Origin of the sequence: Patiriisocius sp. Uisw_017, from assembly GCF_047731265.1 — a bacterium.
In the GTDB taxonomy this organism is placed as follows: domain Bacteria; phylum Bacteroidota; class Bacteroidia; order Flavobacteriales; family Flavobacteriaceae; genus Patiriisocius.
Genome location: NZ_CP159835.1, coordinates 329,591 through 353,055, shown reverse-complemented (window position 1 = coordinate 353,055; position 23,465 = coordinate 329,591). Strand labels below are relative to the sequence as shown.

Sequence of the window (23,465 nt, the reverse complement as noted above, 5' to 3'; positions counted from 1 at the left end):
AATGGTTTTTAATAATCCTTACTTTTGGTAAAAACTATTAGAAAAGTGAAGAATCAGTACACATTTCAAAATTCATTAGATTTTGCACAACAATGTGATCAAGAGGATCTTTTGAGACATTTCCGAAGCAAGTTTTTACTGCCCACAGACGCAAACGGGAACACACTTGTGTATCTCTGCGGAAATTCTCTAGGATTACAACCTGTTCAGACTAAAGAGTATATTCAGCAAGAATTAGACGATTGGCAAAAGCACGGGGTGGAAGGACATACAGATGCAAAGCATCCTTGGTTGTCCTACCACGAGTTTTTAACCGAGAGTATGGCAAAAATTGTGGGAGCAAAGTCAAGTGAGGTGGTAATGATGAACACGCTCACGACCAATCTTCATTTAATGATGGTTAGTTTCTACCAACCTACAAAAACAAAATATAAAATCGTAGTAGAGAGTGATGCTTTCCCAAGTGACAAATATGCCATGGAGAGCCAGCTCAAGTTTCACGGGTTTTATCCTAAAGATGGTCTTATACTTTGGACACCAAGAAAAGGCGAAGAAACCTGCAGGTTTGAAGACCTTGAAGAAATACTTCGAACGCAAGGAGAAGAAATTGAGCTCTTAATGATTGGAAGTACAAACTATTATAGTGGGCAGCATTTTCCATTAAAGAAAATCGCACAATTGGGTCATAAACATGGCTGTAAGGTTGGATTTGATTTGGCACACGGAGCTGGTAATATTCAGCCAGACTTGCATGAAACGGGAGCAGATTTTGCTGTTTGGTGTAGTTATAAATATTTAAACAGTGGTCCTGGGAGTTTGGGAGGTTGCTTTGTTCACGAACGTCACGCAGATAACGATACTTTGCCGCGTTTTGCAGGCTGGTGGGGTCACAACAAAGACACGCGTTTTAATATGCGTCATGACTTTGATCCATTATCTGGAGCAGAAGGATGGCAGTTAAGTAATCCACCTATATTGTCTATGGCAGCAATACGGTCGAGTTTAGACGTGTTTGAAGCAGCAGGGTTTGAGAATTTGAGAGCTAAATCAGAAAAATTAACAGGCTTTCTCGAATTTCTTTTAGATGATTTAAATGATGATCAAATAAATATAATTACTCCTAGAAACAAAAAAGAAAGAGGATGCCAATTAAGCATACAAGTCAAGAATGCAGACAAAGGATTGCACACCGCATTAACGAAAGCAGGTGTTATAAGTGACTGGCGCGAACCTGATGTGATAAGAGTGGCTCCAGCACCTTTGTATAATAGTTTTGAGGATGTATTTGAGTTTGTTAAACGATTAAAATCTGTGCTAGAGTAGATGGAGACTGCTGCGATACTTATATACATTCACGCAGGTTTTGGAGGTCTGGCCTTGATTTTTGGTTCGTTGGCAATAGTATTTAAAAAAGGAAGTAAAAAACACAGAGCCTCAGGAAAATATTTTTTTCACAGTATGATCATATCTGCTGTAATTGCTTTATTGATAGCGTGTTTACCTGGTCACCACAGTCCTTTTTTATTCTCAATAGGGTTGTTTAGTTTATATTTTTTAATTACCGGGTATAGCGCGCTTCGTTTTAAGAAGAAAATAGATCGTGTAACTATAGATATTATTGGTAATATATCAATGCTAGTTATAGCCAGTTGTATGGTTTTGCTACCTTTGATTATATACGGTGTTGTCAATATTGTATTATTGGTATTTGGCCTTTTAGGGATCTTGGCTGCATTGAACACAATACGGGTCTTGAGAAAAAAGGAAATGCTAAAAGAACGTTGGTTGCGAATGCATTTAGGAAATATGATGGGTGGATACATTGCGGCAGTCTCTGCCTTTGCCGTTGTAAACCAAATTTTGCCAGGTATTTATAATTGGTTTGTTCCAGGAATTATTGGTGGAGTTTATATTTATTATTGGATGAGAAAAATAAGATTAGCAAAAAGAACATAAAAAACATGACAAATAATCAAAACATATTAATTGTAGGTGCAGGACTCTGTGGAAGCTTACTCGCCTTACGAATGGCACAACGTGGATTCCAAGTAACACTCGTTGAAAAGCGACCAGATTTACGCGATGCTACTCTAGACGCGGGAAGATCGATAAACTTATCATTAAGCGATAGAGGTCTCAAAGGTCTGCGACTAGCCGGTCTTGAGGAAGAGGCCAGAAAATTATGCATTCCTATGTTAGGGAGAATGATTCATGACAAAGAAGGGAATACCTTTATGAGCAACTATAGCGGTCGCGATGGCGAATTTATAAACTCCATTTCACGCCCAGGCTTAAATATGATGCTTCTCAATGCGGCGGAAGCAATGCCCAACGTACAAATTATTTTTAATAAAGGCTGCAAAACCGTAGACCTTGAAAGTGCCTCTGCAATTTTTGAAGATTATACTACAAAGGAAAAAATCAAGCTTCAAGGAGATATTATTTTAGGAACGGACGGCGCTGGATCTGTAATTAGGAGAAGTATGTTCAATGATAGGAAATTCTTGTTCAGCTTTTCACAAGACTATTTAACGCACGGTTATAAAGAAATAACTATTCCAGCAACGGAAGATGGAGGGTATAGAACTGAAAAAGGAGCATTACATATTTGGCCTCGAGGGGAAGATATGTTGATTGCACTCCCCAATCTTGATGGAAGCTTTACCGTAACATTATTTGCACCTTATTCAAATAGCGATTACTGTTTTGATAATCTTAATACATCAGAAATGGTGACAGAATATTTCACAAAAGAATATCCAGATGCTGTAGCATTGATGCCCAATCTTGTTGAAGAATTTTTTAACAATCCCACAGGGCCTCTGGGGACAATTAAATGTTCTCCTTGGAATAGCTACGGAAAGACCCTAATTCTTGGAGATGCAGCGCACGCCATTGTTCCATTTTATGGGCAAGGAATGAATGCTTCATTTGAAGATGTAGTTGTTTTTGATGAGGTGTTAGAAAATCAAAAAGGGGACGAAATTAATTGGAAGAAAGTATTCAAGGAATATGAACAAGCTCGCAAATTAGACACCGATGCCATTGCAGATCTCGCCGTTGATAATTTTCACGAAATGAAAGAGCATACGGCAAGCCCGTTATTTCAAAGAAAAAGAAAAATTGAAATGGCGCTAGAATCAAAGTTTCCTCAAGATTATTCAAGTAAATACTCTTTAGTAACTTTTAATGAAAACATAGGCTATGCCGAAGCGTTGCGAAGGGGAAGAGCACAAGATAAAGCCATCTTAAATTTATTAGATGAAGGCAAGGTTTCAGAGGATGATGAGCCAGCTACTCTATTAAAAATTGTAAAAGATGAAACCCAAGCCATCTTGCATGATGATTCTATAATAGGTAACTTGTAGAACAAAGAGCCAAGATCATTCGCTGCGCTTATTGCCGGAAACAAGACAATAGAATTAATTGTAAGAAAGTTGAAAGAATAATCTTTAAATAAAAAGTCTTGCGTCGTGGTTCAAAAAGAGAACGAAGCGAAAGAAGTCTTGATTCAAAATAAAATTATGACAAAAACAAGTACTGTAGTAAAAGGAAAAGCAACGCCAAGAGGCGCTTATCCGCATATAAAAAGAGCAGGTGATTTTCTGTTTGTTAGTGGAACAAGTTCCCGCTTACCGGACAACACGATTGCCGGTGCAAATAAAATTGATGAAATGGGCACCATTTTTCTCGATATCAAAGAACAAACGCGTGCTGTTTTAAATAACATAAAAGACACGCTAGCTACTGAAAATGCTACAATTGAAGATGTCGTTGATGTGGGGAGTTTTTTAGTGAACATGAATGATTTTGGAGGTTATAACGAAGTATATGGTGAGTTTTTTAGCAAAGAAACTGGACCTGCAAGAACAACAGTTGCAGTACACCAACTGCCCCATCCACATCTTGTTATAGAGATTAGAGTAACGGCTTATAAGCCGTTGTAATGGCAAATAAAATAGTAGTAGCGAGCTTATGGAGTATTTAAATAACTACATCGACGGAAATTATGCAGACCCAGTAGCAGACGATTGGCTTGACCTATACAATCCAAGCAACGGAGAAGTATACGGTAAACTAGCTAAATCTAAAAAAGCCGATGTTGAAAATGCATACAAAGCAGCTGCAAAAGCATTTCCTTCTTGGAGCAATACAACCATTGACGAACGCAGCAAAATACTAATTAAGGTTGCAGATTTAATTGAACAGAACTTAGATAAATTAGCCGAAGCTGAATCCTTGGATAATGGAAAACCGTTGAGCCTCGCAAAAGCAGTTGATATTCCAAGAGCATCGTCAAACTTCCGGTTCTTTGGAAATGCCATTACCCAATTTGCAAGTGAAGCGCACGAAAGCGTAGGAATGAACACTATGAATTTCACTTTACGACAACCCATAGGGGTCGTAGGCTGTATCTCACCGTGGAATTTACCCTTATATCTTTTTACTTGGAAAGTAGCACCCGCTATTGCGTCAGGAAATTGTGTGGTTGCAAAACCAAGTGAAGTAACGCCTTTGACTGCGTTTCTTTTAGGCGAAATTTTAACTGAAGCAGGATTGCCTAAAGGGGTTTTAAACATCGTTCAAGGTATAGGTCCAGAAACGGGTCAAGCTATTGTAGAACACCCAAATATTAAAGCCATTTCATTTACAGGCGGAACAAAAACAGGTGAGCATATTGCAAGAACTGCTGCTCCTATGTTTAAAAAATTGTCATTAGAATTAGGAGGAAAAAACCCAAACCTAATTTTTGCTGATTGTGACTATGACAAAATGCTAGCGATTACAGTAAGATCTTCTTTTGCAAATCAAGGGCAGATTTGTCTCTGTGGAAGTCGGATTTTCGTGGAGCGCAAAATTTATTCCAAATTTAAAAGTGATTTTGTGGCGAAAGTTGCGGCATTGAAAGTGGGAGACCCTTCTAAAGCAGATACCAATATTGGCGCGCTCGTTTCAAAAGAACATTTAGAAAAAGTGCAATCGTATATTGCATTGACAGAAGGTGGAGGTGGAACCATTTTAAGCGGTGGAAATCGTGTAACGGTAAAAGCAATGGAACAAGGGTATTATTTAGAGCCTACCATTATTGAAGTAACCTCAAACAACTGCAAACTCAATCAAGAAGAAATTTTTGGACCTGTTGTTACAATCATGCCCTTTGACACAGAGGAGGAGGCGATTGCAATGGCGAATGATGTTAAATACGGGTTGTCTGCTACGCTATGGACGTCGAATATAAACTGTACCATGCGCGTTTCAAAAGAAATTGAAGCCGGAATTGTATGGGTCAATACCTGGTTGAATCGTGATTTAAGAACGCCTTTTGGAGGTGTAAAACAAAGTGGCGTAGGCCGCGAAGGTGGCTTTGAAGCACTTAAATTTTTTACGGAAGCTAAGAATGTTTGTGTGAGTTGGTAGGTATGTTTGAAATTGAATGATGAATGCCTGTCCAGAAACATTTAATACTTTGGAAATAATATCTAAAGGCCACAAAGACAAGTATTTGGGTTTAGCATTGTATAATGACACATATGAGGCTATCCTTGATTTAATTCCTAAGAAAAACACCTTGATTTCAGAAATTGGCTGCGGACTTCGAAACATTACGAAATACCTGCTATCTAACAATCAAAAGTTAAAAATAGAAGGAATTGACACTTCGGAACAGATGGTTAGCCCTGCTAGAAAGAATCATCGGCCTGCTGTAATTGACTTCCTGAAAATTGATACTATAGACGGAAAATTGGATGCTATGATGGGGAGTTTTGTATTCCATATTTGTCCCAATCAGATTGTAATAATTTAATCAAGAACGAGGGGATTCTAGATCTAAGTTTTATTGAAGGAGATTGTGATCGTTCAGGTTTTTTAGCCATTACTAATGGAGATGAACTTATTTTTACTATCATACTTTAGACCTTCTTATAACAGCACTAAAATAAAGTTGTTTTAAAATAATTGAAATAGTCGCTAAAAAATATAAAAAAGCTAACGGAACTAAAGAAAGCGACACAATATGAATAGTACAAAAAAGCCAAATGCTAACAAAAATAATTGGCAGGTCTTATGAGTAACATAACACTCCGTTCTGATAGAATTAAGTTAAGGCTAATAAGCTCGTCTGATTTAGAGTCAATTCACATTCTTCATTCATTGCCGGAAACTGATGAATTTAACACTTTAGGGATTCCAAATAATATCGAAGAAACAAAGTTGGTTATTGAACCTTGGATTGCTGATACAGAAATTGAAGAAATTAAAAATTACACTTTTGCCATTGAGCGAAATGAGGACAAAGAATTTCGAGGATTGTTTGGTTTAAACATGGGAAGTAAAAAATATAGTAGAGGCGAAATCTGGTATAAAATACATTCTGATTATTGGCGAAAAGGATTTGCTAAAGAAGCTGTTAACTTGATATTAGATTTCGGTTTTGAAACACTTAAGTTGCATAGAATTCAGGCAGGATGTGCAGTGGGAAATATAGGTTCAATTAAAGTTCTTGAAAAAGTGGGAATGACACAAGAAGGCCGTGGAAGAAAAATATTGCCATTAAAAAATGGCTGGTCAGATAATTTCGAATATTCTATTTTAGAAACTGACGAGCGAAAAAACTAATAAAATAAATAAAAGAAATACATCATGAATCTCAACCTAAAAAATAAAAACGCAATGATTTGCGGCGGTAGTGCTGGAATAGGCGAAGCAACAGCTCAGGAACTGGCTTCATTGGGTGCAACTATTACATTGGTAGCACGCAGTGAGGACAAGCTAAAAGCATCTCTTAAAACGCTAGCAACGCAAGATGGTCAACAACACGATTATATTGTGGCAGATTTCACAAACCCACAATTACTTAAAGAAAAAGTAAAGACTGCTGCACAAGATAAAAACTTCCATATTCTATTAAATAATACTGGAGGTCCTAAAGGTGGTCCAATATTTTCCGCAGATACCTCTGAGTTTATCAATGCTTTTTCAATGCATCTTGAGTGCAACCATATTTTAACGCAAGCGGTTGTTCCTGGAATGAAAGCTGATAATTATGGGCGTATTATTAATGTCTTATCAACCTCGGTGAAACAACCTATCGATGGCTTAGGAGTAAGTAATACAATACGTGGCGCGGTTTCTAGTTGGAGTAAAACAATGGCGAATGAGTTGGGGCAATTTGGTATTACTGTAAACAATGTATTACCCGGTTTTACAGCTACGGAAAGACTTGATAGCATTTTAAGTAATACCGCTAAACGTTTTGATGGCTCTGTAGAAAAAGCGGAAGCTTTTATGAAAAGTATTGTCCCTGCCAAACGCTTTGCAAAACCTGAAGAGTTAGCAAGTGCGATTGCGTTTTTAGCGAGTCCGGCAGCGAGTTACATCAATGGAATTAATTTACCGGTTGATGGTGGACGTACAAAAAGCCTTTAAAAAATTAGTGTAACTTTAACGAATCAAAGAAATTTTCAACGAATCAATTAGAATTTAGCTTACGCGAAAACGTCACATGGAAAAAACAAAGCTCAGAATTAACGGACACTCCCATCTACTTCCCTACCCTGAAGAGATTCCACAATTTATGCAGGATAAAGGTATTTTTTGGGTAGATAAAGACCGAAAATTTATGCTCCAAAAAGACTGGAGTCGACCAGTTACAGATTCTAGTTTTTTTCTTGATGAAAAATTGGCTTGGATGGAACGTTTTAATATTGACCATGCAGTTGTTTTAAATCTATCGCAGCTCTATGGAAATGGTCTGCGATTAGAAGAAATGAAGCAAGCACTTAGATTTCAAAATGACTTTAATGCAAAAGTACAACGAGAAAATCCGTCAAAATTTACTTGCGGTTTCGTAGTGCACCCTGGAGTTGTGCGCGGCGCATTATGGGAAATAGAACGTTGTGTTGAGGAACTAGGGATGCAGTTATTATGCTTGCCTACACACTACATGGACACCATCGGGACTTGGCGATGCATTTTTGATGAAGAGAATGAGCCTATTTTTGAATTGGCCAGTAAATACAATCTCGCGGTTGAAATCCATCCCTACGACGGTGAAAAATTTATTAAGCTAGAAAATACTTCTTGGCGTTTTCATTTAATTTGGATGCTCGCACAATGTGCAGATGCCTATCACTTTTTAACCTTAAATGGCTACGCGGATAAATATCCAAATATGCGAACATGCTTTGCCCACGGAGGACAATTAGCACAAATGAATTTAGGTCGACGAATCCAAGGATTTGATGGTCGCCCAGATTTATTTGAAGGAAAAACCCATCCTCGAAAATCAGTAGGACACAGAAATATCTTTTTTGACACACTCGTGCACGACACCGGGGGACTTGAATTATTGTTGAAAAACCAAGGTTCAAAACAAATAGTAATGGGACTCGACGATCCCTATCCTTTAGGCGAAATGGAAAGCGAACAACAATCATCTTATCCCGGAAAAATCCTAGATTTAGCGAAAGAACAAAATATCTTAAATAACACTCAATGTGATGCGATTTGGGAAGACAATGTCATCCAATGGTTGTGCGGAGATGATGAAGTAGCGAAAAAGAAATTGGTGGCTAGGATACTAGGTACATAAACAACTTTATTATTTAATAGTTCTTTCTAATGACGACCCACTAGATAAATGCACTTCCTCCCAGAAAACATAGACGAATACGCAGTAAATAACTCACAAGCTGAGCCAAAATTACTGCAACAGTTAACGCTCGAAACATGGCAGAAGGTTTTAGCGCCGCGCATGTTGAGTGGCCATTATCAAGGTCGAGTGTTAAGTATGATTTCAAAATTGATCAACCCAAAAACCATTTTAGAAATTGGAACCTACACAGGGTATTCCGCTTTATGCCTAGCGGAAGGAATGCAACAAGATGGTCAACTACATACTATAGATATTAATGAGGAATTGCATGATTTACAACGTCGCTATTTTGATGTTTCAGGATTTGGCGAACAGATAATACAGTATACTGGGAATGCTTTAGAAGTTATTCCTTCGATCAAAGCTGATTTCGACTTGATTTTTATGGATGCTGATAAAATTAACTACCCAAATTATTTAGACCTTTTATTACCCAATTTGAAAACAGGCTCTGTAATTTTAAGTGATAATGTGTTGTGGAGCGGCAAAGTAGTAGAGGCTGTTTCGCCATATGATAAAGATACAAAAGCAATTATTCATTATAATACACTTTTAAATACACATCCTAAATTGGAAACAGTGTTGTTGCCCATTAGAGATGGACTCACGATTTCACGTGTTATTTGACAGCAACTTAGATGCTGTTTTTTTATAGGTATGATATCCCAATAAGGCTATTATTGTTCCTGCAAAAGCACCTACTATAATGTCACTTGGATAATGAACACCAACATATATTCTGCTTATTACGAACAGTAAGGGCCATAAAAAAGCTATGTAAATCCACTTGCTAAACTTCCTAAGTACTAAAACAACAAACACCGTAATCGAAAAACTGGAAGACGCGTGTCCAGAAAAGAAGCTATAACTCGTTGGTGTTTGTAGAACTCTGATAAGGTCAGCAAGTTTTACTACATTATTAGGTCGCAGGCGTGCCACACTATTTTTTGTAAGCTCGGTAAAAGCTAAGGTTATTGCAAAGGTTGCAAGCAGAAAAAAAAGTATTACAAATCCTTTTTTGAATTTGTAAAAAAAGAAGATCAAAAAAAAGTAAAAAGAAAATAATGGAGTCCAGTTTTCTATTTGCGTTACAAATATCCAAAAACTATCATATTGTTCGATTCCTAAACAATTGCTCCAAACCAAGATTTCTTTATCCCAATCGTTTACTATTTCAAACATTTAGAACTTTCTTTTAATAGAACCCCCAAATTCTTCTACATCATCTTTAATGCTGTCAATTTCTTTTCTAACATCTTTAGTGATGTCTAAATCTAAACCTTGTTTATCTGCAGTTTTAGTGATTTCAGATTTAATGTCGTTGGTTGCATCTTTAATTTGTCGCATTCCTTTACCAAGTCCTCTTGCTATTTCAGGAATTTTGTCTGCTCCAAAAATGAGGAGTATTAAAAATAGTATAAAGGCTATTTCACCACCGCTTATAAACAAGAATTGAGGCTGTAATATCATAGTACAAATATATTCATTTTCTAATTCAGAATTATGAATTATGAATTATGAATTTAGTTGTTGTTTTAGTTTGAAACTATAAAAGTGTAGACAAATACCAAAGACTAAAAGTAATGAGTACACCAATACAGATGACGCTGTATATTCTTTCGCCTTTATTTAGTCTTGCAACTAATGGAGTTTTAGGACTTGTAATAACACGATAATTTAAAATGGCATAAAACGGTGCCGTTAAAAATGAAAGAATCGTAGCGATTTTAACCAAGAGTCCCATTTCAGAAATAAAGAAGAAAAAAATGGTAAGCGTTCCTACTATTAAGATCAACAACCAAAACAAATAACCACGTTTAAAACGTTTTCCTTTTAAGATTTCTGAAGTTTCTGCCAATGCCCTAGGAGAGCCATCTAGTGTGGTTAGTGTAGTGCTAAACATGGTGGTTAGCGCTGCAATACCAATTAAGATAGTTGCACCATGGCCTAAACTTTTTGTGTATAAAGAAATTAATTGATTGGCAAATTCTCCTCCTTTTGAGGAGAATTCTTCACCACTACCATTCATAACCAAGGCGCCTAAAGACAGAAAGCCAATGGCTAAAATAGTAGTGGTGATATAGCCCGTATTAAAATCAAAAAGTGATTGTTTTTTAGTAATGCTAGGATCAATTTCTTTCTTTTTAACCGTCCACATCGAAGACCAAATTGAAATGTCTAAAGGAGCTGGCATCCATCCCATAAACGCAATTAAAAATCCTATGGATACCGGATTATCCGGTATAATTTGAGTAAAATTCATGGCTACTGATTCCGGAAGAAGTAACGCTACGGCAACAATAGTACTTATTGTTAATGAGAGAACGATGATTTTCATTAAAGTGTCTAGCGTTTTGTATTTTCCAATCAATAAAATACCGAAACAAAGTAGTGTAATAATTAATGTCCAAAGTAATAAAGAACCAAAGCCAAATAGTGAAGATGCAATCCCCGCAGTAACAATTGTCACTGCCGTTTGTATGGTAAACATGGTCGCTATAGTGAGTAGAAAATATACTTTTAAAACATTTTTTCCCAATTGGTGATATCCTGTCAATAAGCTATTTCCAGTAGCGGACGCATATCGAGGTCCCATTTGAAAGAATGGATATTTAATTGCGTTTATAAGCAGCAAAGCCCAAAGCAATCCAAAACCAAAATCTGCGCCAGCTCTTGTAGACTGCACAAGATGCGATACTCCTATAGCGGCGCCTGCAAATAAAAATCCAGGACCTAGTTTTGCGAAAAATGACTTCATTATTTGGAGCTGTTCAAAATAATTTCGGCTAGTAGCTTTTTGGCTCTGAGTAATCTAACCTTTACATTGCTTAAAGGCATTTTATTTGTTTCAGAAATTTCAGCATAACTCATTTCTTGAAAGTAGCGCAAATTGATGACTTCTTGATATGCAGGTTTTAATTGTTTAATGTATTTAAGCAGTTCGGCTAGATTTTGCTCGGTGATTAAGATGTCTTCGGGAGTGGGGCTGGGGTCTTTTATGTTTCGTAAATGGTCTTCACTATTGCCCGATATATTTGCATATACGGCTGCGTTTTTCTTTCGGAGTTTGTCAATGTGAATGTTTTTTGAAATGGCAATGAGCCAAGTACTAAAAGCGTATTCATTGCTGAAGGTTTCAATTTTGTCAAAGGCTTTTGCAAAGGTTTCAATGGTGATATCTTCCGCTTCAAATTCATTTTTGACTCGTTTTATCTGAAACCCAAAGACTTCATTCCAATACCTGTCAAGTAAGAAATTATAAGCTGTTTGTTTGCCTAGCTTGGCTTTTTCGATGTTTTGATTTACGAGATCTCCTTCTATTTCCACGCAGTTGGTTTGTTCATCCTGTTTGAAATAAAGATAACAATTTGGAATACAATGAGCAAGAGTTCTAAAAAAGGAAGCCAAAAAAGGAGGTTTTTTTCCTTTAAGAGTATGGCTGCTTTACCCAAAACTAAATTTTGAATGGTTATTTTGATTCCTACAATTAGCGCCGTTAGTTGCCAGAAAGGAGTAAAAAAACCAATAATAGCAAGTGCCCAAAATACCAAATTGCTACAAAAAAATAATCCTAATAAAAATTGATGAATACTCTTGTAATTATGGGCAGTACCAATATGTCTTCTTTTTTGCGAAATCCAAGCACTCCAAGAAGTTTTAGGTTTGGATAGCGTAAACGCTTCAGGATCGATACAGATAGCAGTATTCGCTTTTGTTGCCGCAGCATTCACGAATAGATCATCATCGCCACTTTTAATATCCATATGCGCTGTAAAACCACGTTGCTCATAAAATAACTCGCTAGAATAGGATATGTTTCTCCCAACGCCCATATATGGAATTCCAGCTTTTGCATAACTAAAATACTGGGTGGCGGTGAGCACAGTTTCAAAACGAATAAGTGCATTTAGAATGCCTGATTTTTTCTCATAGCCACCATAGCCAAGAATAAGTTGTTTTTCTGAAGACAATTGAGCGGTCATTTTTTGTATCCACAGGTTACTGCTAGGTTTGCAATCTGCATCGGTAAATAACAACCTTTTATGGGTTGCTTTTTTGATTCCTAAGGTAAGTGCGTATTTTTTGCTTCCCCAGAAAGCTTCGTTATTTTTAACATTTACGATAACAATTCGTGAATCTTTTTCTTGAAAGTGCTCCATTACCTCCAAGGAGTTGTCAATAGAGGCATCATTAATAAGGATGAGCTCAAAATCAGGATATGCTTGTGAAAGAAGTTTTGGGATGTTTTTAGTTAAGTTTTCAGCCTCGTTTTTAGCACAAACTATGATTGAAATAGGATGTAATTTCGAATTTGATTTTTTGTTTTTTCCAAAAACACATTTCCCGAATAAAATGTAATAGAAAATACAAATTAGAGCAGTACTGCTCAAAAAGTAAATTAGTAGCATAGGCTAGTAAAGCTGGTTGGGTATTATTTGCTATGCTGTTACTTCGTGAGTTTCTTCTTTGCAATTGTCAAACTGGTCTGGTGTCTTTCCACAAAAACCACAAGATTCTCCACTGTTATTCAAAAATGGGCTTTGACTAGCACAAGTACCGGCAAATTCACCATCTTTTTTCGCCCATAATTTTATGGAAATTCCAGCTACTGCTAAAAGAAGTAATGCGATTGTAATAAAAAACAGTGCCATACATAAAAAGTTTAGGAGTTACAAAAGTACAATCTTTATGGTAGAAAAAAGACCAAAATGGGGTACTTTAACTTTAAAATATGAGGTCTGTTCGTGATAAAAACTTTTGATATTTTTTAATTATTTACGGTCTCGTTATAATGTTAGGGTGTAAAAGTGAAGCTTATACCAAAGGGACTTATGGGAATAAGGCCCTAAACTTGCCTGCTATTATTGAAGGCTTTACCAGAAAAAAAATAATTAACAACAATATTTTAAAACGTGAGAAGCAAACCGAAGATATTGGCATTTTTATCAATAAGATTGCTACTGTCGAATTAAAAAACGAACAATCACCATTTTCTGGACCATTCCCGATTTTGCACCGTTAAATTGTGTTTTTGAAAATATAACTTCAATAAATTTCCAGATTTTCTTTGAAGATTATATTGTTTTGGGAGCATTTAATTTGATTGCTATTGTGCAAAAGGCAAAAGGAACAATGATATTTTCTAGATAAAAACGTTGCGCGGGAAGTCATTAAAAATGATTTGTGAAGGGATGGAGTTGTATATTGAGGATTACAGCGGCACCATATCACAATTAGTAAAAACAGATGTCATTGCAAAAATTATAATCATCCTTTCTATAGCAAATCTACAAAAGCCGAATTAAATAACATTTACCTCAGCTTCAATGGTTATGTCGTAAAGGTCTTTTACTTTTTTTTGAATTTGTAGGGCTAGGTTCCAAATTTCGGTACCTGAGGCATTGCCATAATTAACAAGAACCAATGCTTGTTTTTTGTGTACTCCAGCATCTCCAAAGCGTTTTCCTTTAAAACCTGCCTGTTCGATAAGCCATCCGGCTGGAATTTTGTATTCGGTTTCACTTACTTTATAAGATGGTGCTTCTGGGAATTTGGTTGAAAACTGATTGAATTTGCTTACCGAAATAATTGGATTTTTAAAAAAGCTACCACTATTTCCCAAGACTTTTGGATCGGGTAATTTAGATTGACGAATTGCTATTACCGCATCGCTCACGTTTTTAATGGTTGGGTTTTTAAAATTTCTTTTTACAAGTTCATTTTCAATAGCACCGTAGCTTGTATGTAATTTATGAAGTTTTTTACTTAATTGAAATGTAACGCTTGTAATAATATACTTTCCTTTAAGTTCAGTTTTAAATATTGAATTGCGATATCTAAAATTACATTCAACATTTGTAAACGTTTTTATTTTTCCAGTTTCAATATTAAGGGCTTCGCAAGAAATGAGAGCGTCTTTAATTTCAACACCATAAGCACCAATATTTTGAATAGGTGCGGTGCCAACATTTCCAGGAATGAGTGATAAGTTTTCTAATCCACCATAATTATGTTCAATACAAAAGAGTACAAGTTCGTGCCAGTTTTCGCCTGCCATACATCGCAAATGAACGTGAGACTTTGTTTTTTCTAAAACCGAAATACCTTTTAAATCAATGTGAATTACGAGAGCATCTATATCATTTTTTAGCAGCATATTGCTGCCACCACCTAGAATGAATCTGTTTTTAAACTGCGATAGCGATAACACTTCCTTTAACTCGTTTACAGTTGTTACGCTCACAAAATGGCGAGCGGTCGCATCAATACCAAAAGTATTGTATGGTTTAAGTGAAATATTTTCTATAATGTTCAATTTAGATTTCTTAATTCAGATTTATTTTTAGGCAAGTATTCCACAATATAACCAAACAAAGGCAGCTGACTGATTGTGTGTTTGTATTAAATAAAAAATAGGAGCCTACTTTTAAATCACAAAATGGTATCGAAGCTAATCTACATAAACCTCAAGTGCTTTTTTTAGAATATTTACGGCGTTAATTAAACTGTCTTTATTTAAGACATAAGCAATTCTAATTTGGTTTGTACCCATATTTGGAGTGGAATAAAAACCAGCTGCTGGTGCAACCATAATCGTTTCGCCATCAACATCAAATTCTTCTAATAACCATTGAGCAAAAGCATCACTGTTTTTTACCGGGAGTTGTGCAATACAATAAAAAGCCCCTTTTGGGTGTCCAACTTTAACACCAGGAATTTCTTCTAGTTTTTCGATGAGGGTGTCGCGACGCTCCTTGTACTCTACAATTACTTCGTCAAAATAACTTTGAGGAGTTTGTAATGCGGCCTCGCTAGCAATTTGTGCAAACGTAGGAGGACTCAATCTGGCTTGCGCAAATTTTAAACCTGTTGTAATAACTGCCTTGTTTTTAGAAACGAGACATCCTATTCTTGCACCACACATGCTGTAGCGCTTAGAAACAGAGTCTATAACAATCGCGTGTTCCTCTAAGCCGTCGATTTGGAGGATGGAGTGATGTGTTAAATCATCATAAACAAACTCACGATATACCTCGTCTGCTACTAAAAAGAGATCATGTTTCTTTACTATTTTAGCCAATGTTTGAATCTCCTCCAGGCTATATAAATACCCAGTAGGATTCCCTGGGTTGCAAATTAATATTGCTTTAGTTTTTGGTGTGATTAATTTTTCAAATTCGCTTATTGGTGGTAGCGCAAAATTATTTTCAATTTTTGAAATCACAGGCACTATTTTTACTCCAGAAGCTGTTGCAAACCCATTGTAATTAGCGTAAAATGGTTCTGGAATTATAATTTCATCATCAACATCAGCAACTGCTCCCATTGCAAAGAGCAGCGCTTCGCTTCCTCCTGTGGTTACAATAATTTCATTTGCCTCGACCATTATACTATTGCGATTGTAATACCCTGCAATTTTCTCACGATATGCTTCAGATCCTTCACTACGGGTATACGCCAGAATTTCAAGGTTGTGTTGAGAAACAGCATCCATTGCAATTTGTGGGCTTTTAATATCTGGTTGTCCTATGTTGAGATGGTAGACCGTTTTATTTGCTTTGTAGGCTTTTTCAGCATAAGGAACTAGTTTTCTTATTGGGGATTCGGGCATTTTTTCACCCTTTACAGAAATAGAAGGCATAGTTTACAATTTAGATAACAAAGTTGCAAAAAAATGTTAGAATTCATGCATAGTATTTCGCGAGTTTATGTTATTTTTTTCTAAATTTAAATGAATGATAATTAGAATGAAAATAAAGTACTATTTGTTATTCCTATGGTGTGCTGTTGGAGTACAAATTTTAGGGCACAGTCAGTCTTCTTTTTCTTTTGAAAATGGTCATAAAATTTATAAATTTTATTTTCTGTAGGTGAACAATCTTGTTGTTATTCCTATTTGATTGAACGGAGTTGAACTTTCTTTTTTGTTAGACACTGGTGTTCAAAATAGAATTTTGTTAAGTTTAACGGAGGCAGATTCGGTTTCAATTAAAAATGTAAACGCTATTAATTTGAGAGGGATTGGAGGCGAGGTTGTAGGGGATTGAAAAGTACTGTAAATACTTTTGTTGTTGGAGATTTCAAGGATATAAATCTTAGTGTATATGTTGTTTTTGATTAAATGCTATATTTTTCGAGCAGAATGGGTGTTCCAGTCCATGGTATTTTAGGATATGACTTCTTTAAAGATTTTGTTGTTGAAACTAATTGCACTAAAAAAAGAATGACCTTTTATAAACCATTGAATTTCAAAATAAAGCGACGTAAAAACTGCAAAAATATACCACTTCAGTTTTATAAGGAAAAGCTCTGTATAAATGAAGAAGTGAGTTTGGGTTCGTTATTAATTTTCTGCTATTCTTAATAGATTCTGGTTCGAGCGATGCGACATGGTTGTTCGAAGATGAGGTGTTTATTACGGAAGAACTTAAAAATTATTTTGAAGATTTTTTAGGACTAACTAAGAGCGTTAGCCTGTATAGAAAACGATCAAAATTGGAGTGGATGGAAATGAGTGATTTTAGGTTTGAGGATGTAACCGTAGTACTTACAAATATTGAAATAAAAGATTCATTATACATTGCAAAAAATAGAGCGGGAAGTATTGGACGTTCATTGCTTAAACGTTTTACAGCAACAATGAATTATGCTGAATAATGGATGCTGTTAAAAGGAATTCAAATTATTCGAAACCATTTTATTATAACTTAAGCTAATTGACTTTAGCACCTAATGGCTCCATACAAGTTAAAAAATTACAGGATATACGGTCAGAAAAAATGAGTTTAAAGGTGTTAGAATCCGGAAGTGCTAATAGAAATTCGAGCATAGTAATAGATCCGGTTTTTAAATTATTTACGGCGCCTAAGATTGTTATAGTAGAACTTAGAAGTGTTTCCCTGGGAGCATTTGCTGGATTACAAGTGGGGGATGGGGCCATAAAATAAACGGTGTTTTTGTTATAAATATAAACTATACGAAGTAATTGCGCTATTTGGCAGTAGTGTAGGCAAGAAAATTACTATAGAATATGAACGAGGTGATAAATTATTGAAAACGAGCTTTAAACTAAAAAAAGTATTGTAAAGAAAAACGACCATCAAATTGATGGTCGTTTTAATAATTTGAGAAGAACAGTTTATTTTTCAGTTTTTTCCAATACGCTACCTGCTTCTTTCAATACCTCACCTTTAATTTTCAACGCCTTGATAGGTTCATCTGCGTTTGAATACACGGTTACAGTTTTTCTAATAGGCCCTACTCTATTGGTGTCGTATTTTACCTCAATTGTGCCAGTTGCGCCAGCTGCAACGGGTCCTTTGGGTTTTTTAGGTACGGTGCAACCACAGCTAGATTTTACATCACTAACTATTAATGGAGCATCTCCAGTGTTTGTAAATTCAAAAACACGAACTCCATCGCTTCCTTTTACTATTTTACCGTAGTCTACAGTATCACTCTTAAAAGTGATTTTTGCCTGAGCATTAACCGTAAATCCTAGTAAACCAACTAATGCTATTAAAACTAATTTTTTCATAAGTGTTGTATTTGATTATTGCTAAATTAGGTATTCGCTTTACAATTTGCAAGTTAACTTACGCATATTTAAAATTATATTAATCGTATTGTAATACCTATTTTTGCAAACTAAATTCAAAAATTAGACCAAACATGGCCCTTGAAGCAAAATATAACGCACAAAATATAGAAGATAAGTGGTATGCCTACTGGATGGAACACAACTATTTTCATAGTGAAGTAGATGATCGAGAACCCTACACTATTGTTATTCCGCCACCCAATGTTACTGGAATACTACACATGGGGCATATGCTTAATAATACCATTCAAGATGTGCTTATTAGAAGGGCAAGGTTAAAAGGATACAATGCGTGCTGGGTTCCAGGTACGGACCATGCAAGTATTGCTACTGAAGCGAAAGTTGTTGCGAAGTTAAAAGCAGAAGGTATAGAAAAATCTTCGCTCACCCGCGAGGAATTTTTAAAACACGCTTGGGATTGGACTGAAGAATACGGAGGCGTTATTTTAGACCAACTAAAAAAGCTAGGTGCATCCTGCGATTGGGAACGCACAAAATTTACTTTAGACCCAAAGATGTCTCAACAGGTAATCAAGAGCTTTGTAGATCTATATGACAAAGGAATGATTTATCGAGGATACCGCATGGTGAATTGGGATCCTGAGGCAAAAACAACTTTGAGTGACGAGGAAGTAAACTATGTAGAAAAGCAAGGGAATTTATATTATATAAAATATGCAATTGAAGGAAGTGAAGATTTCCTAACTATTGCTACTACAAGGCCTGAAACTATTTTTGGGGATACCGCTATTTGTATAAACCCTAATGATGAACGATTTACGCACCTAAAAGGAAAGCAAGCCATTGTTCCTATATGCCATCGTATAATTCCTATTATTGAAGACGAATATGTAGATGTTGAGTTTGGTACTGGTTGCTTAAAAGTTACTCCAGCTCACGACGAAAATGATAAAATGCTGGGCGATAAACATAAGCTCGAAGTGGTTGATATTTTTAATGATGATGCAAGTCTTAATTCTTTTGGATTGCACTATGAAGGTAAAGATCGTTTTGTGGTTCGCAAGGAAGTTACAAAAGAATTGGAAGCGAACGGGGCACTTATTAAAACGGAACAACACTTAAATAAGGTAGGGACTAGTGAGCGAACTAAGGCTGTTATTGAACCAAGGTTAAGCGATCAATGGTTTTTGAAAATGCAAGAATTAGTAAAACCAGCGATTAAAGCGGTTTTAGAGACAGATGATGTTGTATTGCACCCTAAGAAATTTGAAAATACATACCGTCATTGGTTGACTAATATTCGCGATTGGAATATAAGTCGCCAATTATGGTGGGGTCAACAAATCCCTGCCTATTTCTACGGAGACGGAAAGGAAGATTTTGTGGTTGCTGAAACTATGGAAGAAGCCCTTATAAAAGCAAAAGAGAAAACAGGAAAAGCCAATTTAAGAATCGAAGATTTAAGCCAAGACTCAGATGCATTAGATACTTGGTTTTCGTCTTGGTTGTGGCCTATGAGTGTTTTTGATGGGCTAAATGATCCTGAAAATGAAGAATTTAAATATTATTACCCTACCAACGATTTAGTAACAGGTCCAGATATTCTATTCTTTTGGGTGGCTAGAATGATTATTGCTGGTTATGAATATACAGCCGAACGTCCTTTTAAAAATGTTTATTTAACAGGCCTTGTTCGGGATAAGGAGCGTCGTAAAATGAGCAAGTCTCTAGGGAATTCTCCAGATGCTTTAAAGTTAATTAACGACTATAGTGCAGATGGTGTTCGAGTGGGTTTATTGTTGAGCGCGCCAGCGGGGAATGATTTAATGTTTGATGAAGGACTTTGCCAGCAAGGAAAAGGATTTAGCAATAAGATTTGGAATGCTTTTAAACTCACGCAATCGTGGGATATTTCTATGGAAATAGGTCAGCCTGAATCATCTGCAATTGCGTTGCAATGGTACCGTTCAAGATTGCAGCAAACACTTGTTGAAATTGAAGATCATTACGGCAAATATCGTATTAGTGATGCCTTAATGGGAACGTATAAATTAATTTGGGACGACTTTTGCGGTTGGTTATTAGAAATTGTTAAACCAGCATATCAGGCACCTATAGATCAAAAAACATATACTGGTATCATCTCATTATTTGAAGAGAATTTAAGAATTTTACATCCTTTTATGCCTTTCCTTACCGAAGAATTGTGGCACCTAATAGCAGCTCGTTCTCCCAATGAAGCACTAATTGTAAATCACTGGCCGAAGTTAGCACTCATTGATGCTAAATTGTTGACAGATTTTGAATTTGCAGCGGAAGTTATTTCAGGGATTAGAACGGTTAGAAAGGAAAAGAATATAGCGTTTAAGGATTCCGTTTCATTATTGATGCTTAATTCTGAAAAAACGAATGATCGTTTAAATTCAGTGATTACTAAGCTAGGTAATATTTCAGAATTTAATGAAGTTTCTGCGGCGGTTGAGGGGGCACTAACATTTAGAGTTAAGTCTAATGAATATTTTATTCCGATGGAAGGGAGTATCAATATTGAAGAAGAAATTCAGAAACTAGAAGAAGAATTAAATTATACTCAAGGGTTTTTAAGGAGTGTTCAAGGGAAACTTAAAAACGAAAAATTCGTAAGTGGAGCACCTGAACAAGTGGTCGCTAACGAACTCAAGAAGAAGGCTGATGCATTAGCTAAAATCGAAACCATCGAGGCTAGTTTAAAGAGTTTGAAACAGTAATTTGCATACTATTATAAAGGATAGTCAGTATTACTTTCGGTACAAAAAATAGCGAGTGGTGGTTTCCACATAGAGTTCTTTCGCCTCATCTTTAGACATGTTTTTTGTTTGAAATAAGGCATTTGTTTTAAAAGCAGTGATTAGAGATTCTCTGCTTTCTCCTGCGCTATGAGAAGCGTCTGTAGCTTTTTTATAATATGCGTAGAGGTTGAGTAAAACATCTGCAGGAAAAGGTTCATGATGTGCGTTCACTAACTCTACTGCTTTGTTAAATGCTTTGTTTATTTCTTCAGAAGAAGCCACTTGGTTTTTGTTTTACCACAAGAATTATATTCTCGTTGTTTAATAGTTATTTCGAAGCTAAAACGGTTATTCCGCCTTTAACATTTTGATTGAGTGTTATGTCAAGTTTGGTGCCTAAAGGAAGGAATACATCTACCCGACTTCCAAATTTTATGAATCCACTATCACTTGATTGCGTTACGACTTGACCTTCTTTGGCATAATTTACAATTCTTTTTGCTAATGCGCCTGCAATTTGACGATATAAGATATTACCAAAAGCTTCATTGTTTACAACAACAGTAGTCCGCTCATTTTCTTCACTTGATTTAGGATGCCACGCAACTAAAAATTTCCCTGGATGGTATTTACTTAAAATAACCTTGCCACTAACAGGATATCTCGTAACATGAACATTTAATGGCGACATAAAAACCGAAACTTGCAACCTTTTTTCGTTGTAAAATTCTTTTTCAAATACTTCTTCAATCACAACAACTTTACCATCTACTGGTGAAATAATTTGTGAATCGTTTGGAAGAAAGTTGCGCTTTGGGTTTCTAAAAAACTGTAAAACCATTATTAACAAAGCAACCGCAGCTATGATTACCCCTCTTCTAAAATATGGATTTGTAATTGCATAGTCTGCTAATAAGCTTGCAGCAACTACTAGAAAAAGTGTTATTAAAATTATTTTTTGACCTTCTTTATGAAACATAGTTTATAATTTCTAAAAACGCATAAATAAATGGACTTGTATAAATCACACTATCAAGTCTATCATACAACCCACCGTGTCCTGGCATTAACATGCCGCTATCTTTTACTCCGGCTTGTCGTTTAAATTTTGATTGAATTAAATCTCCAATAGTCCCAAATATTGATCCTATTAAAGCAAGTATGAACCAAATATACAGATTATAAATTCCTGTGAGTTTAAAAACAACAAATCCTGCGATAAGAGCGCCAACAACTCCTCCTAAAAACCCTTCTATGGTTTTTTTGGGAGAAATACGCTCGTATAATTTATGTTTTCCAATAGATTTTCCAACGATGTAAGCAAAAGTGTCATTAGCCCATATTAGGGTGAATATGCCAACAATTATTTCAGGCATAAAGTATCCTTCAGAAAATGGTATTAAGGTTAGAAATACGAATCCGCTTATAATATAAAATATGGTGGTGATGTATTTCTTTTTTTCAAACATTGGAATTTTTTTAGTCCACAGTAAATCTTTAAATAAAAATAGGCAGACAAAACAAGAGAGAATGAGGTATAAATGGACAGCTTGTATGGCTATGATGTCATAGCTTAAAAAATAAAGTCCAGCTCCGAGTAATAAATAGGCGACATAACTCTTTAGATGAACTAATTTAAGAAACTCTCTAAGCACTAAAACACCTAATATAAAGAAAAGGGCTATAAATAACTCGCGCGAGGTGTACATTGAAAAGATAACTACCAGGATGTATAAAATACCTGAAATAGTCCGCACGATAATTTCTCTCATATTTATAAATCTTCGAGTAGCAGCAAATATAGGTTTTTTGAGCTACTTCCATAACTCATGAAATCCTTTTCTTTTTCAGTTTCGAAGTCTTGGATTGTAGTGATATTACTAGGAATGAATTTCCCTCCTGAATTTTTTATGATACGAAGACCGTCACTTATGTTTTCAACAAATTGACTCGTGGTAGCAAAAATGATAATGTTTATGGGAAGCTCATCGAGTTTCTTCTCTTTTATCTGATTTGAAGAGAGTAATATAGAGCCATTATTAGATACTAAAGATTCGCATTGAGACAGAAAAAAGCTCGCCGTCGTTTTTTTTACAAAATTAAGATTGTAACCATCAAATTTTAATTTTAGAGTTTCGTCAACACAAAATACATCTTCTTCATACCAATCATTTTCGAGAAGAATATTGTCAAACGCATCGTTAATTTCGTTGCTATTCTCACAATACAAGAACTTACCGCCATTACGTTTAAAATTAGCTGTGAAGTTCTCGTCTATAGGGAGTTTGTCTTTCGGGAAGTATTTAGAGTGCGCGTCTAATGCACCTAAGTTCTCAGGCTTTTTATTTGTTTTAGATTTTAAAAGTCTTTTAAAGAGACCCATTGATAGTATTTATGAGGAATAAATGCACTATTTTTTCAAATATAATAAAATCCTAATACAGGAGTACTGCAATACGGCCAAACTTTTCGTTTTATA

Annotated in this window: 28 protein-coding genes; 15 read left to right on the top strand and 13 right to left on the bottom strand. The window is 35.7% G+C overall.

Translation table 11 applies throughout. The annotated features are described in order from the left end of the window. Positions 1 to 45: 45 nt before the first annotated feature. The 10 genes from kynU to ABXT67_RS01615 all read left to right on the top strand — a co-directional run bounded on the left by kynU (position 46) and on the right by ABXT67_RS01615 (position 9,283). The gene (gene kynU / locus ABXT67_RS01660) at positions 46 to 1,323 is read left to right on the top strand and encodes a kynureninase (RefSeq protein ID WP_415375559.1); all 1,278 of its coding nucleotides are present in this window, start codon (positions 46 to 48) and stop codon (positions 1,321 to 1,323) included. Further along, a complete protein-coding gene (locus tag ABXT67_RS01655; protein ID WP_415375558.1) occupies positions 1,324 to 1,956 on the top strand; it encodes a DUF2306 domain-containing protein in 633 nt (210 codons plus the stop codon). Positions 1,957 to 1,961: 5 nt separating this feature from the next. After that, positions 1,962 to 3,368: an FAD-dependent oxidoreductase gene (locus tag ABXT67_RS01650; protein WP_415375557.1), complete on the top strand. Its 1,407-nt coding sequence runs from the start codon at positions 1,962 to 1,964 to the stop codon at positions 3,366 to 3,368. A gap of 156 nt (positions 3,369 to 3,524) precedes the next feature. Further along, positions 3,525 to 3,947, top strand: a complete 423-nt coding sequence (locus ABXT67_RS01645) for a RidA family protein (protein WP_415375556.1) — start codon at positions 3,525 to 3,527, stop codon at positions 3,945 to 3,947. Positions 3,948 to 3,975: 28 nt separating this feature from the next. Further along, positions 3,976 to 5,418: an aldehyde dehydrogenase gene (locus ABXT67_RS01640; protein ID WP_415375555.1), complete on the top strand. Its 1,443-nt coding sequence runs from the start codon at positions 3,976 to 3,978 to the stop codon at positions 5,416 to 5,418. Between the two features lie 16 nt (positions 5,419 to 5,434). Then, positions 5,435 to 5,806, top strand: coding sequence for a methyltransferase domain-containing protein (locus tag ABXT67_RS01635; RefSeq protein WP_415375554.1), 372 nt, complete (start codon positions 5,435 to 5,437; stop codon positions 5,804 to 5,806). A gap of 260 nt (positions 5,807 to 6,066) precedes the next feature. Next, on the top strand, positions 6,067 to 6,618 hold the full coding sequence (locus ABXT67_RS01630) for a GNAT family N-acetyltransferase (RefSeq protein WP_415375553.1): 552 nt from the start codon (positions 6,067 to 6,069) through the stop codon (positions 6,616 to 6,618). Positions 6,619 to 6,642: 24 nt separating this feature from the next. After that, positions 6,643 to 7,428, top strand: coding sequence for an SDR family oxidoreductase (locus ABXT67_RS01625; protein ID WP_415375552.1), 786 nt, complete (start codon positions 6,643 to 6,645; stop codon positions 7,426 to 7,428). Between the two features lie 76 nt (positions 7,429 to 7,504). Then, on the top strand, positions 7,505 to 8,593 hold the full coding sequence (locus ABXT67_RS01620; protein WP_415375551.1) for an amidohydrolase family protein: 1,089 nt from the start codon (positions 7,505 to 7,507) through the stop codon (positions 8,591 to 8,593). 48 nt (positions 8,594 to 8,641) lie between these two features. Further along, positions 8,642 to 9,283 (top strand): O-methyltransferase, encoded by a 642-nt coding sequence (locus tag ABXT67_RS01615; protein WP_415375550.1) that lies wholly within the window; start codon positions 8,642 to 8,644, stop codon positions 9,281 to 9,283. On the opposite strand, the gene ABXT67_RS01610 is transcribed toward ABXT67_RS01615, so the two are convergent. From ABXT67_RS01610 to ABXT67_RS01585, 6 genes are all read right to left on the bottom strand, one after another. Further along, positions 9,269 to 9,838 (bottom strand): phosphatase PAP2 family protein, encoded by a 570-nt coding sequence (locus ABXT67_RS01610; protein WP_415375549.1) that lies wholly within the window; start codon positions 9,836 to 9,838, stop codon positions 9,269 to 9,271. The genes ABXT67_RS01615 and ABXT67_RS01610 overlap by 15 nt on opposite strands. Beyond that, a complete protein-coding gene (locus ABXT67_RS01605; RefSeq protein ID WP_415375548.1) occupies positions 9,839 to 10,126 on the bottom strand; it encodes a twin-arginine translocase TatA/TatE family subunit in 288 nt (95 codons plus the stop codon). Positions 10,127 to 10,202: 76 nt separating this feature from the next. Further along, positions 10,203 to 11,414 (bottom strand): Nramp family divalent metal transporter, encoded by a 1,212-nt coding sequence (locus tag ABXT67_RS01600; RefSeq protein WP_415375547.1) that lies wholly within the window; start codon positions 11,412 to 11,414, stop codon positions 10,203 to 10,205. Next, on the bottom strand, positions 11,414 to 11,983 hold the full coding sequence (locus tag ABXT67_RS01595) for an RNA polymerase sigma factor (protein WP_415375546.1): 570 nt from the start codon (positions 11,981 to 11,983) through the stop codon (positions 11,414 to 11,416). Before ABXT67_RS01595 ends, ABXT67_RS01600 begins: the two co-directional genes overlap by 1 nt. Further along, the gene (locus ABXT67_RS01590) at positions 11,974 to 13,065 is read right to left on the bottom strand and encodes a glycosyltransferase (RefSeq protein WP_415375545.1); all 1,092 of its coding nucleotides are present in this window, start codon (positions 13,063 to 13,065) and stop codon (positions 11,974 to 11,976) included. Before ABXT67_RS01590 ends, ABXT67_RS01595 begins: the two co-directional genes overlap by 10 nt. Positions 13,066 to 13,095: 30 nt before the next feature. Next, entirely contained in the window at positions 13,096 to 13,308 is a 213-nt protein-coding gene (locus ABXT67_RS01585; RefSeq protein ID WP_415375544.1) for a membrane or secreted protein, read from the bottom strand. Between the two features lie 200 nt (positions 13,309 to 13,508). Between ABXT67_RS01585 and ABXT67_RS01580 the strand changes: the two genes are divergently transcribed. Together ABXT67_RS01580 and ABXT67_RS01575 are read left to right on the top strand one after the other, a co-directional pair. Further along, positions 13,509 to 13,679 carry a hypothetical protein gene (locus ABXT67_RS01580; protein ID WP_415375543.1) on the top strand — a complete coding sequence of 57 codons (171 nt, stop codon included), beginning with the start codon at positions 13,509 to 13,511 and terminating at the stop codon, positions 13,677 to 13,679. A gap of 133 nt (positions 13,680 to 13,812) precedes the next feature. Continuing rightward, complete coding sequence (locus ABXT67_RS01575; RefSeq protein ID WP_415375542.1) at positions 13,813 to 13,962, top strand: hypothetical protein; 150 nt, start codon at positions 13,813 to 13,815, stop codon at positions 13,960 to 13,962. Here the strand turns inward: ABXT67_RS01575 and murB are convergent. Both murB and ABXT67_RS01565 read right to left on the bottom strand, forming a co-directional pair. Further along, positions 13,959 to 14,972 carry a UDP-N-acetylmuramate dehydrogenase gene (gene murB, locus ABXT67_RS01570; protein ID WP_415375541.1) on the bottom strand — a complete coding sequence of 338 codons (1,014 nt, stop codon included), beginning with the start codon at positions 14,970 to 14,972 and terminating at the stop codon, positions 13,959 to 13,961. The two genes, ABXT67_RS01575 and murB, sit on opposite strands and share 4 nt — an antisense overlap. 135 nt (positions 14,973 to 15,107) lie before the next feature. Then, on the bottom strand, positions 15,108 to 16,298 hold the full coding sequence (locus ABXT67_RS01565; protein WP_415375540.1) for a pyridoxal phosphate-dependent aminotransferase: 1,191 nt from the start codon (positions 16,296 to 16,298) through the stop codon (positions 15,108 to 15,110). Positions 16,299 to 17,050: 752 nt separating this feature from the next. On the opposite strand from ABXT67_RS01565, the gene ABXT67_RS01560 reads away from it, so the two are divergent. After that, a complete protein-coding gene (locus tag ABXT67_RS01560; RefSeq protein ID WP_415375539.1) occupies positions 17,051 to 17,314 on the top strand; it encodes a hypothetical protein in 264 nt (87 codons plus the stop codon). Positions 17,315 to 17,436: 122 nt separating this feature from the next. Continuing rightward, positions 17,437 to 17,604: a hypothetical protein gene (locus ABXT67_RS01555; RefSeq protein ID WP_415375538.1), complete on the top strand. Its 168-nt coding sequence runs from the start codon at positions 17,437 to 17,439 to the stop codon at positions 17,602 to 17,604. A 191-nt stretch (positions 17,605 to 17,795) separates the two neighbouring features. On the opposite strand, the gene ABXT67_RS01550 is transcribed toward ABXT67_RS01555, so the two are convergent. Continuing rightward, entirely contained in the window at positions 17,796 to 18,194 is a 399-nt protein-coding gene (locus ABXT67_RS01550) for a DUF1573 domain-containing protein (protein WP_415375537.1), read from the bottom strand. A 134-nt stretch (positions 18,195 to 18,328) separates the two neighbouring features. On the opposite strand from ABXT67_RS01550, the gene ABXT67_RS01545 reads away from it, so the two are divergent. Beyond that, entirely contained in the window at positions 18,329 to 20,965 is a 2,637-nt protein-coding gene (locus tag ABXT67_RS01545; RefSeq protein WP_415375536.1) for a valine--tRNA ligase, read from the top strand. Between the two features lie 30 nt (positions 20,966 to 20,995). Here ABXT67_RS01545 and ABXT67_RS01540 read toward each other — a convergent pair whose 3' ends face one another. The 4 genes from ABXT67_RS01540 to ABXT67_RS01525 are packed head-to-tail and all read right to left on the bottom strand — an operon-like array spanning position 20,996 to position 23,369. Then, positions 20,996 to 21,268 carry an acyl-CoA-binding protein gene (locus ABXT67_RS01540; protein ID WP_415375535.1) on the bottom strand — a complete coding sequence of 91 codons (273 nt, stop codon included), beginning with the start codon at positions 21,266 to 21,268 and terminating at the stop codon, positions 20,996 to 20,998. A gap of 46 nt (positions 21,269 to 21,314) precedes the next feature. Continuing rightward, positions 21,315 to 21,965, bottom strand: a complete 651-nt coding sequence (locus tag ABXT67_RS01535; RefSeq protein ID WP_415375534.1) for a phosphatidylserine decarboxylase family protein — start codon at positions 21,963 to 21,965, stop codon at positions 21,315 to 21,317. Beyond that, a complete protein-coding gene (locus ABXT67_RS01530) occupies positions 21,955 to 22,758 on the bottom strand; it encodes a phosphatidate cytidylyltransferase (RefSeq protein ID WP_415375533.1) in 804 nt (267 codons plus the stop codon). Before ABXT67_RS01530 ends, ABXT67_RS01535 begins: the two co-directional genes overlap by 11 nt. Positions 22,759 to 22,760: 2 nt before the next feature. Further along, complete coding sequence (locus tag ABXT67_RS01525; protein WP_415375532.1) at positions 22,761 to 23,369, bottom strand: LUD domain-containing protein; 609 nt, start codon at positions 23,367 to 23,369, stop codon at positions 22,761 to 22,763. Positions 23,370 to 23,465 lie beyond the last annotated feature (96 nt).

What these genes read in the sequence shown, in the direction of transcription:
- ABXT67_RS01655 (WP_415375558.1), top strand. Translation starts at nt 1,324, where the DNA reads ATGGAGACTGCTGCGATACTTATATACATTCACGCAGGTTTTGGAGGT.
- ABXT67_RS01650 (WP_415375557.1), top strand. Translation starts at nt 1,962, where the DNA reads ATGACAAATAATCAAAACATATTAATTGTAGGTGCAGGACTCTGTGGA.
- ABXT67_RS01645 (WP_415375556.1), top strand. Translation starts at nt 3,525, where the DNA reads ATGACAAAAACAAGTACTGTAGTAAAAGGAAAAGCAACGCCAAGAGGC.
- ABXT67_RS01640 (WP_415375555.1), top strand. Translation starts at nt 3,976, where the DNA reads ATGGAGTATTTAAATAACTACATCGACGGAAATTATGCAGACCCAGTA.
- ABXT67_RS01635 (WP_415375554.1), top strand. Translation starts at nt 5,435, where the DNA reads ATGATGAATGCCTGTCCAGAAACATTTAATACTTTGGAAATAATATCT.
- ABXT67_RS01630 (WP_415375553.1), top strand. Translation starts at nt 6,067, where the DNA reads ATGAGTAACATAACACTCCGTTCTGATAGAATTAAGTTAAGGCTAATA.
- ABXT67_RS01625 (WP_415375552.1), top strand. Translation starts at nt 6,643, where the DNA reads ATGAATCTCAACCTAAAAAATAAAAACGCAATGATTTGCGGCGGTAGT.
- ABXT67_RS01620 (WP_415375551.1), top strand. Translation starts at nt 7,505, where the DNA reads ATGGAAAAAACAAAGCTCAGAATTAACGGACACTCCCATCTACTTCCC.
- ABXT67_RS01615 (WP_415375550.1), top strand. Translation starts at nt 8,642, where the DNA reads ATGCACTTCCTCCCAGAAAACATAGACGAATACGCAGTAAATAACTCA.
- ABXT67_RS01610 (WP_415375549.1), bottom strand. Translation starts at nt 9,838, where the DNA reads ATGTTTGAAATAGTAAACGATTGGGATAAAGAAATCTTGGTTTGGAGC.
- ABXT67_RS01605 (WP_415375548.1), bottom strand. Translation starts at nt 10,126, where the DNA reads ATGATATTACAGCCTCAATTCTTGTTTATAAGCGGTGGTGAAATAGCC.
- ABXT67_RS01600 (WP_415375547.1), bottom strand. Translation starts at nt 11,414, where the DNA reads ATGAAGTCATTTTTCGCAAAACTAGGTCCTGGATTTTTATTTGCAGGC.
- ABXT67_RS01590 (WP_415375545.1), bottom strand. Translation starts at nt 13,065, where the DNA reads ATGCTACTAATTTACTTTTTGAGCAGTACTGCTCTAATTTGTATTTTC.
- ABXT67_RS01585 (WP_415375544.1), bottom strand. Translation starts at nt 13,308, where the DNA reads ATGGCACTGTTTTTTATTACAATCGCATTACTTCTTTTAGCAGTAGCT.
- ABXT67_RS01565 (WP_415375540.1), bottom strand. Translation starts at nt 16,298, where the DNA reads ATGCCTTCTATTTCTGTAAAGGGTGAAAAAATGCCCGAATCCCCAATA.
- ABXT67_RS01555 (WP_415375538.1), top strand. Translation starts at nt 17,437, where the DNA reads ATGAGTTTAAAGGTGTTAGAATCCGGAAGTGCTAATAGAAATTCGAGC.
- ABXT67_RS01550 (WP_415375537.1), bottom strand. Translation starts at nt 18,194, where the DNA reads ATGAAAAAATTAGTTTTAATAGCATTAGTTGGTTTACTAGGATTTACG.
- ABXT67_RS01545 (WP_415375536.1), top strand. Translation starts at nt 18,329, where the DNA reads ATGGCCCTTGAAGCAAAATATAACGCACAAAATATAGAAGATAAGTGG.
- ABXT67_RS01535 (WP_415375534.1), bottom strand. Translation starts at nt 21,965, where the DNA reads ATGTTTCATAAAGAAGGTCAAAAAATAATTTTAATAACACTTTTTCTA.
- ABXT67_RS01530 (WP_415375533.1), bottom strand. Translation starts at nt 22,758, where the DNA reads ATGAGAGAAATTATCGTGCGGACTATTTCAGGTATTTTATACATCCTG.
- ABXT67_RS01525 (WP_415375532.1), bottom strand. Translation starts at nt 23,369, where the DNA reads ATGGGTCTCTTTAAAAGACTTTTAAAATCTAAAACAAATAAAAAGCCT.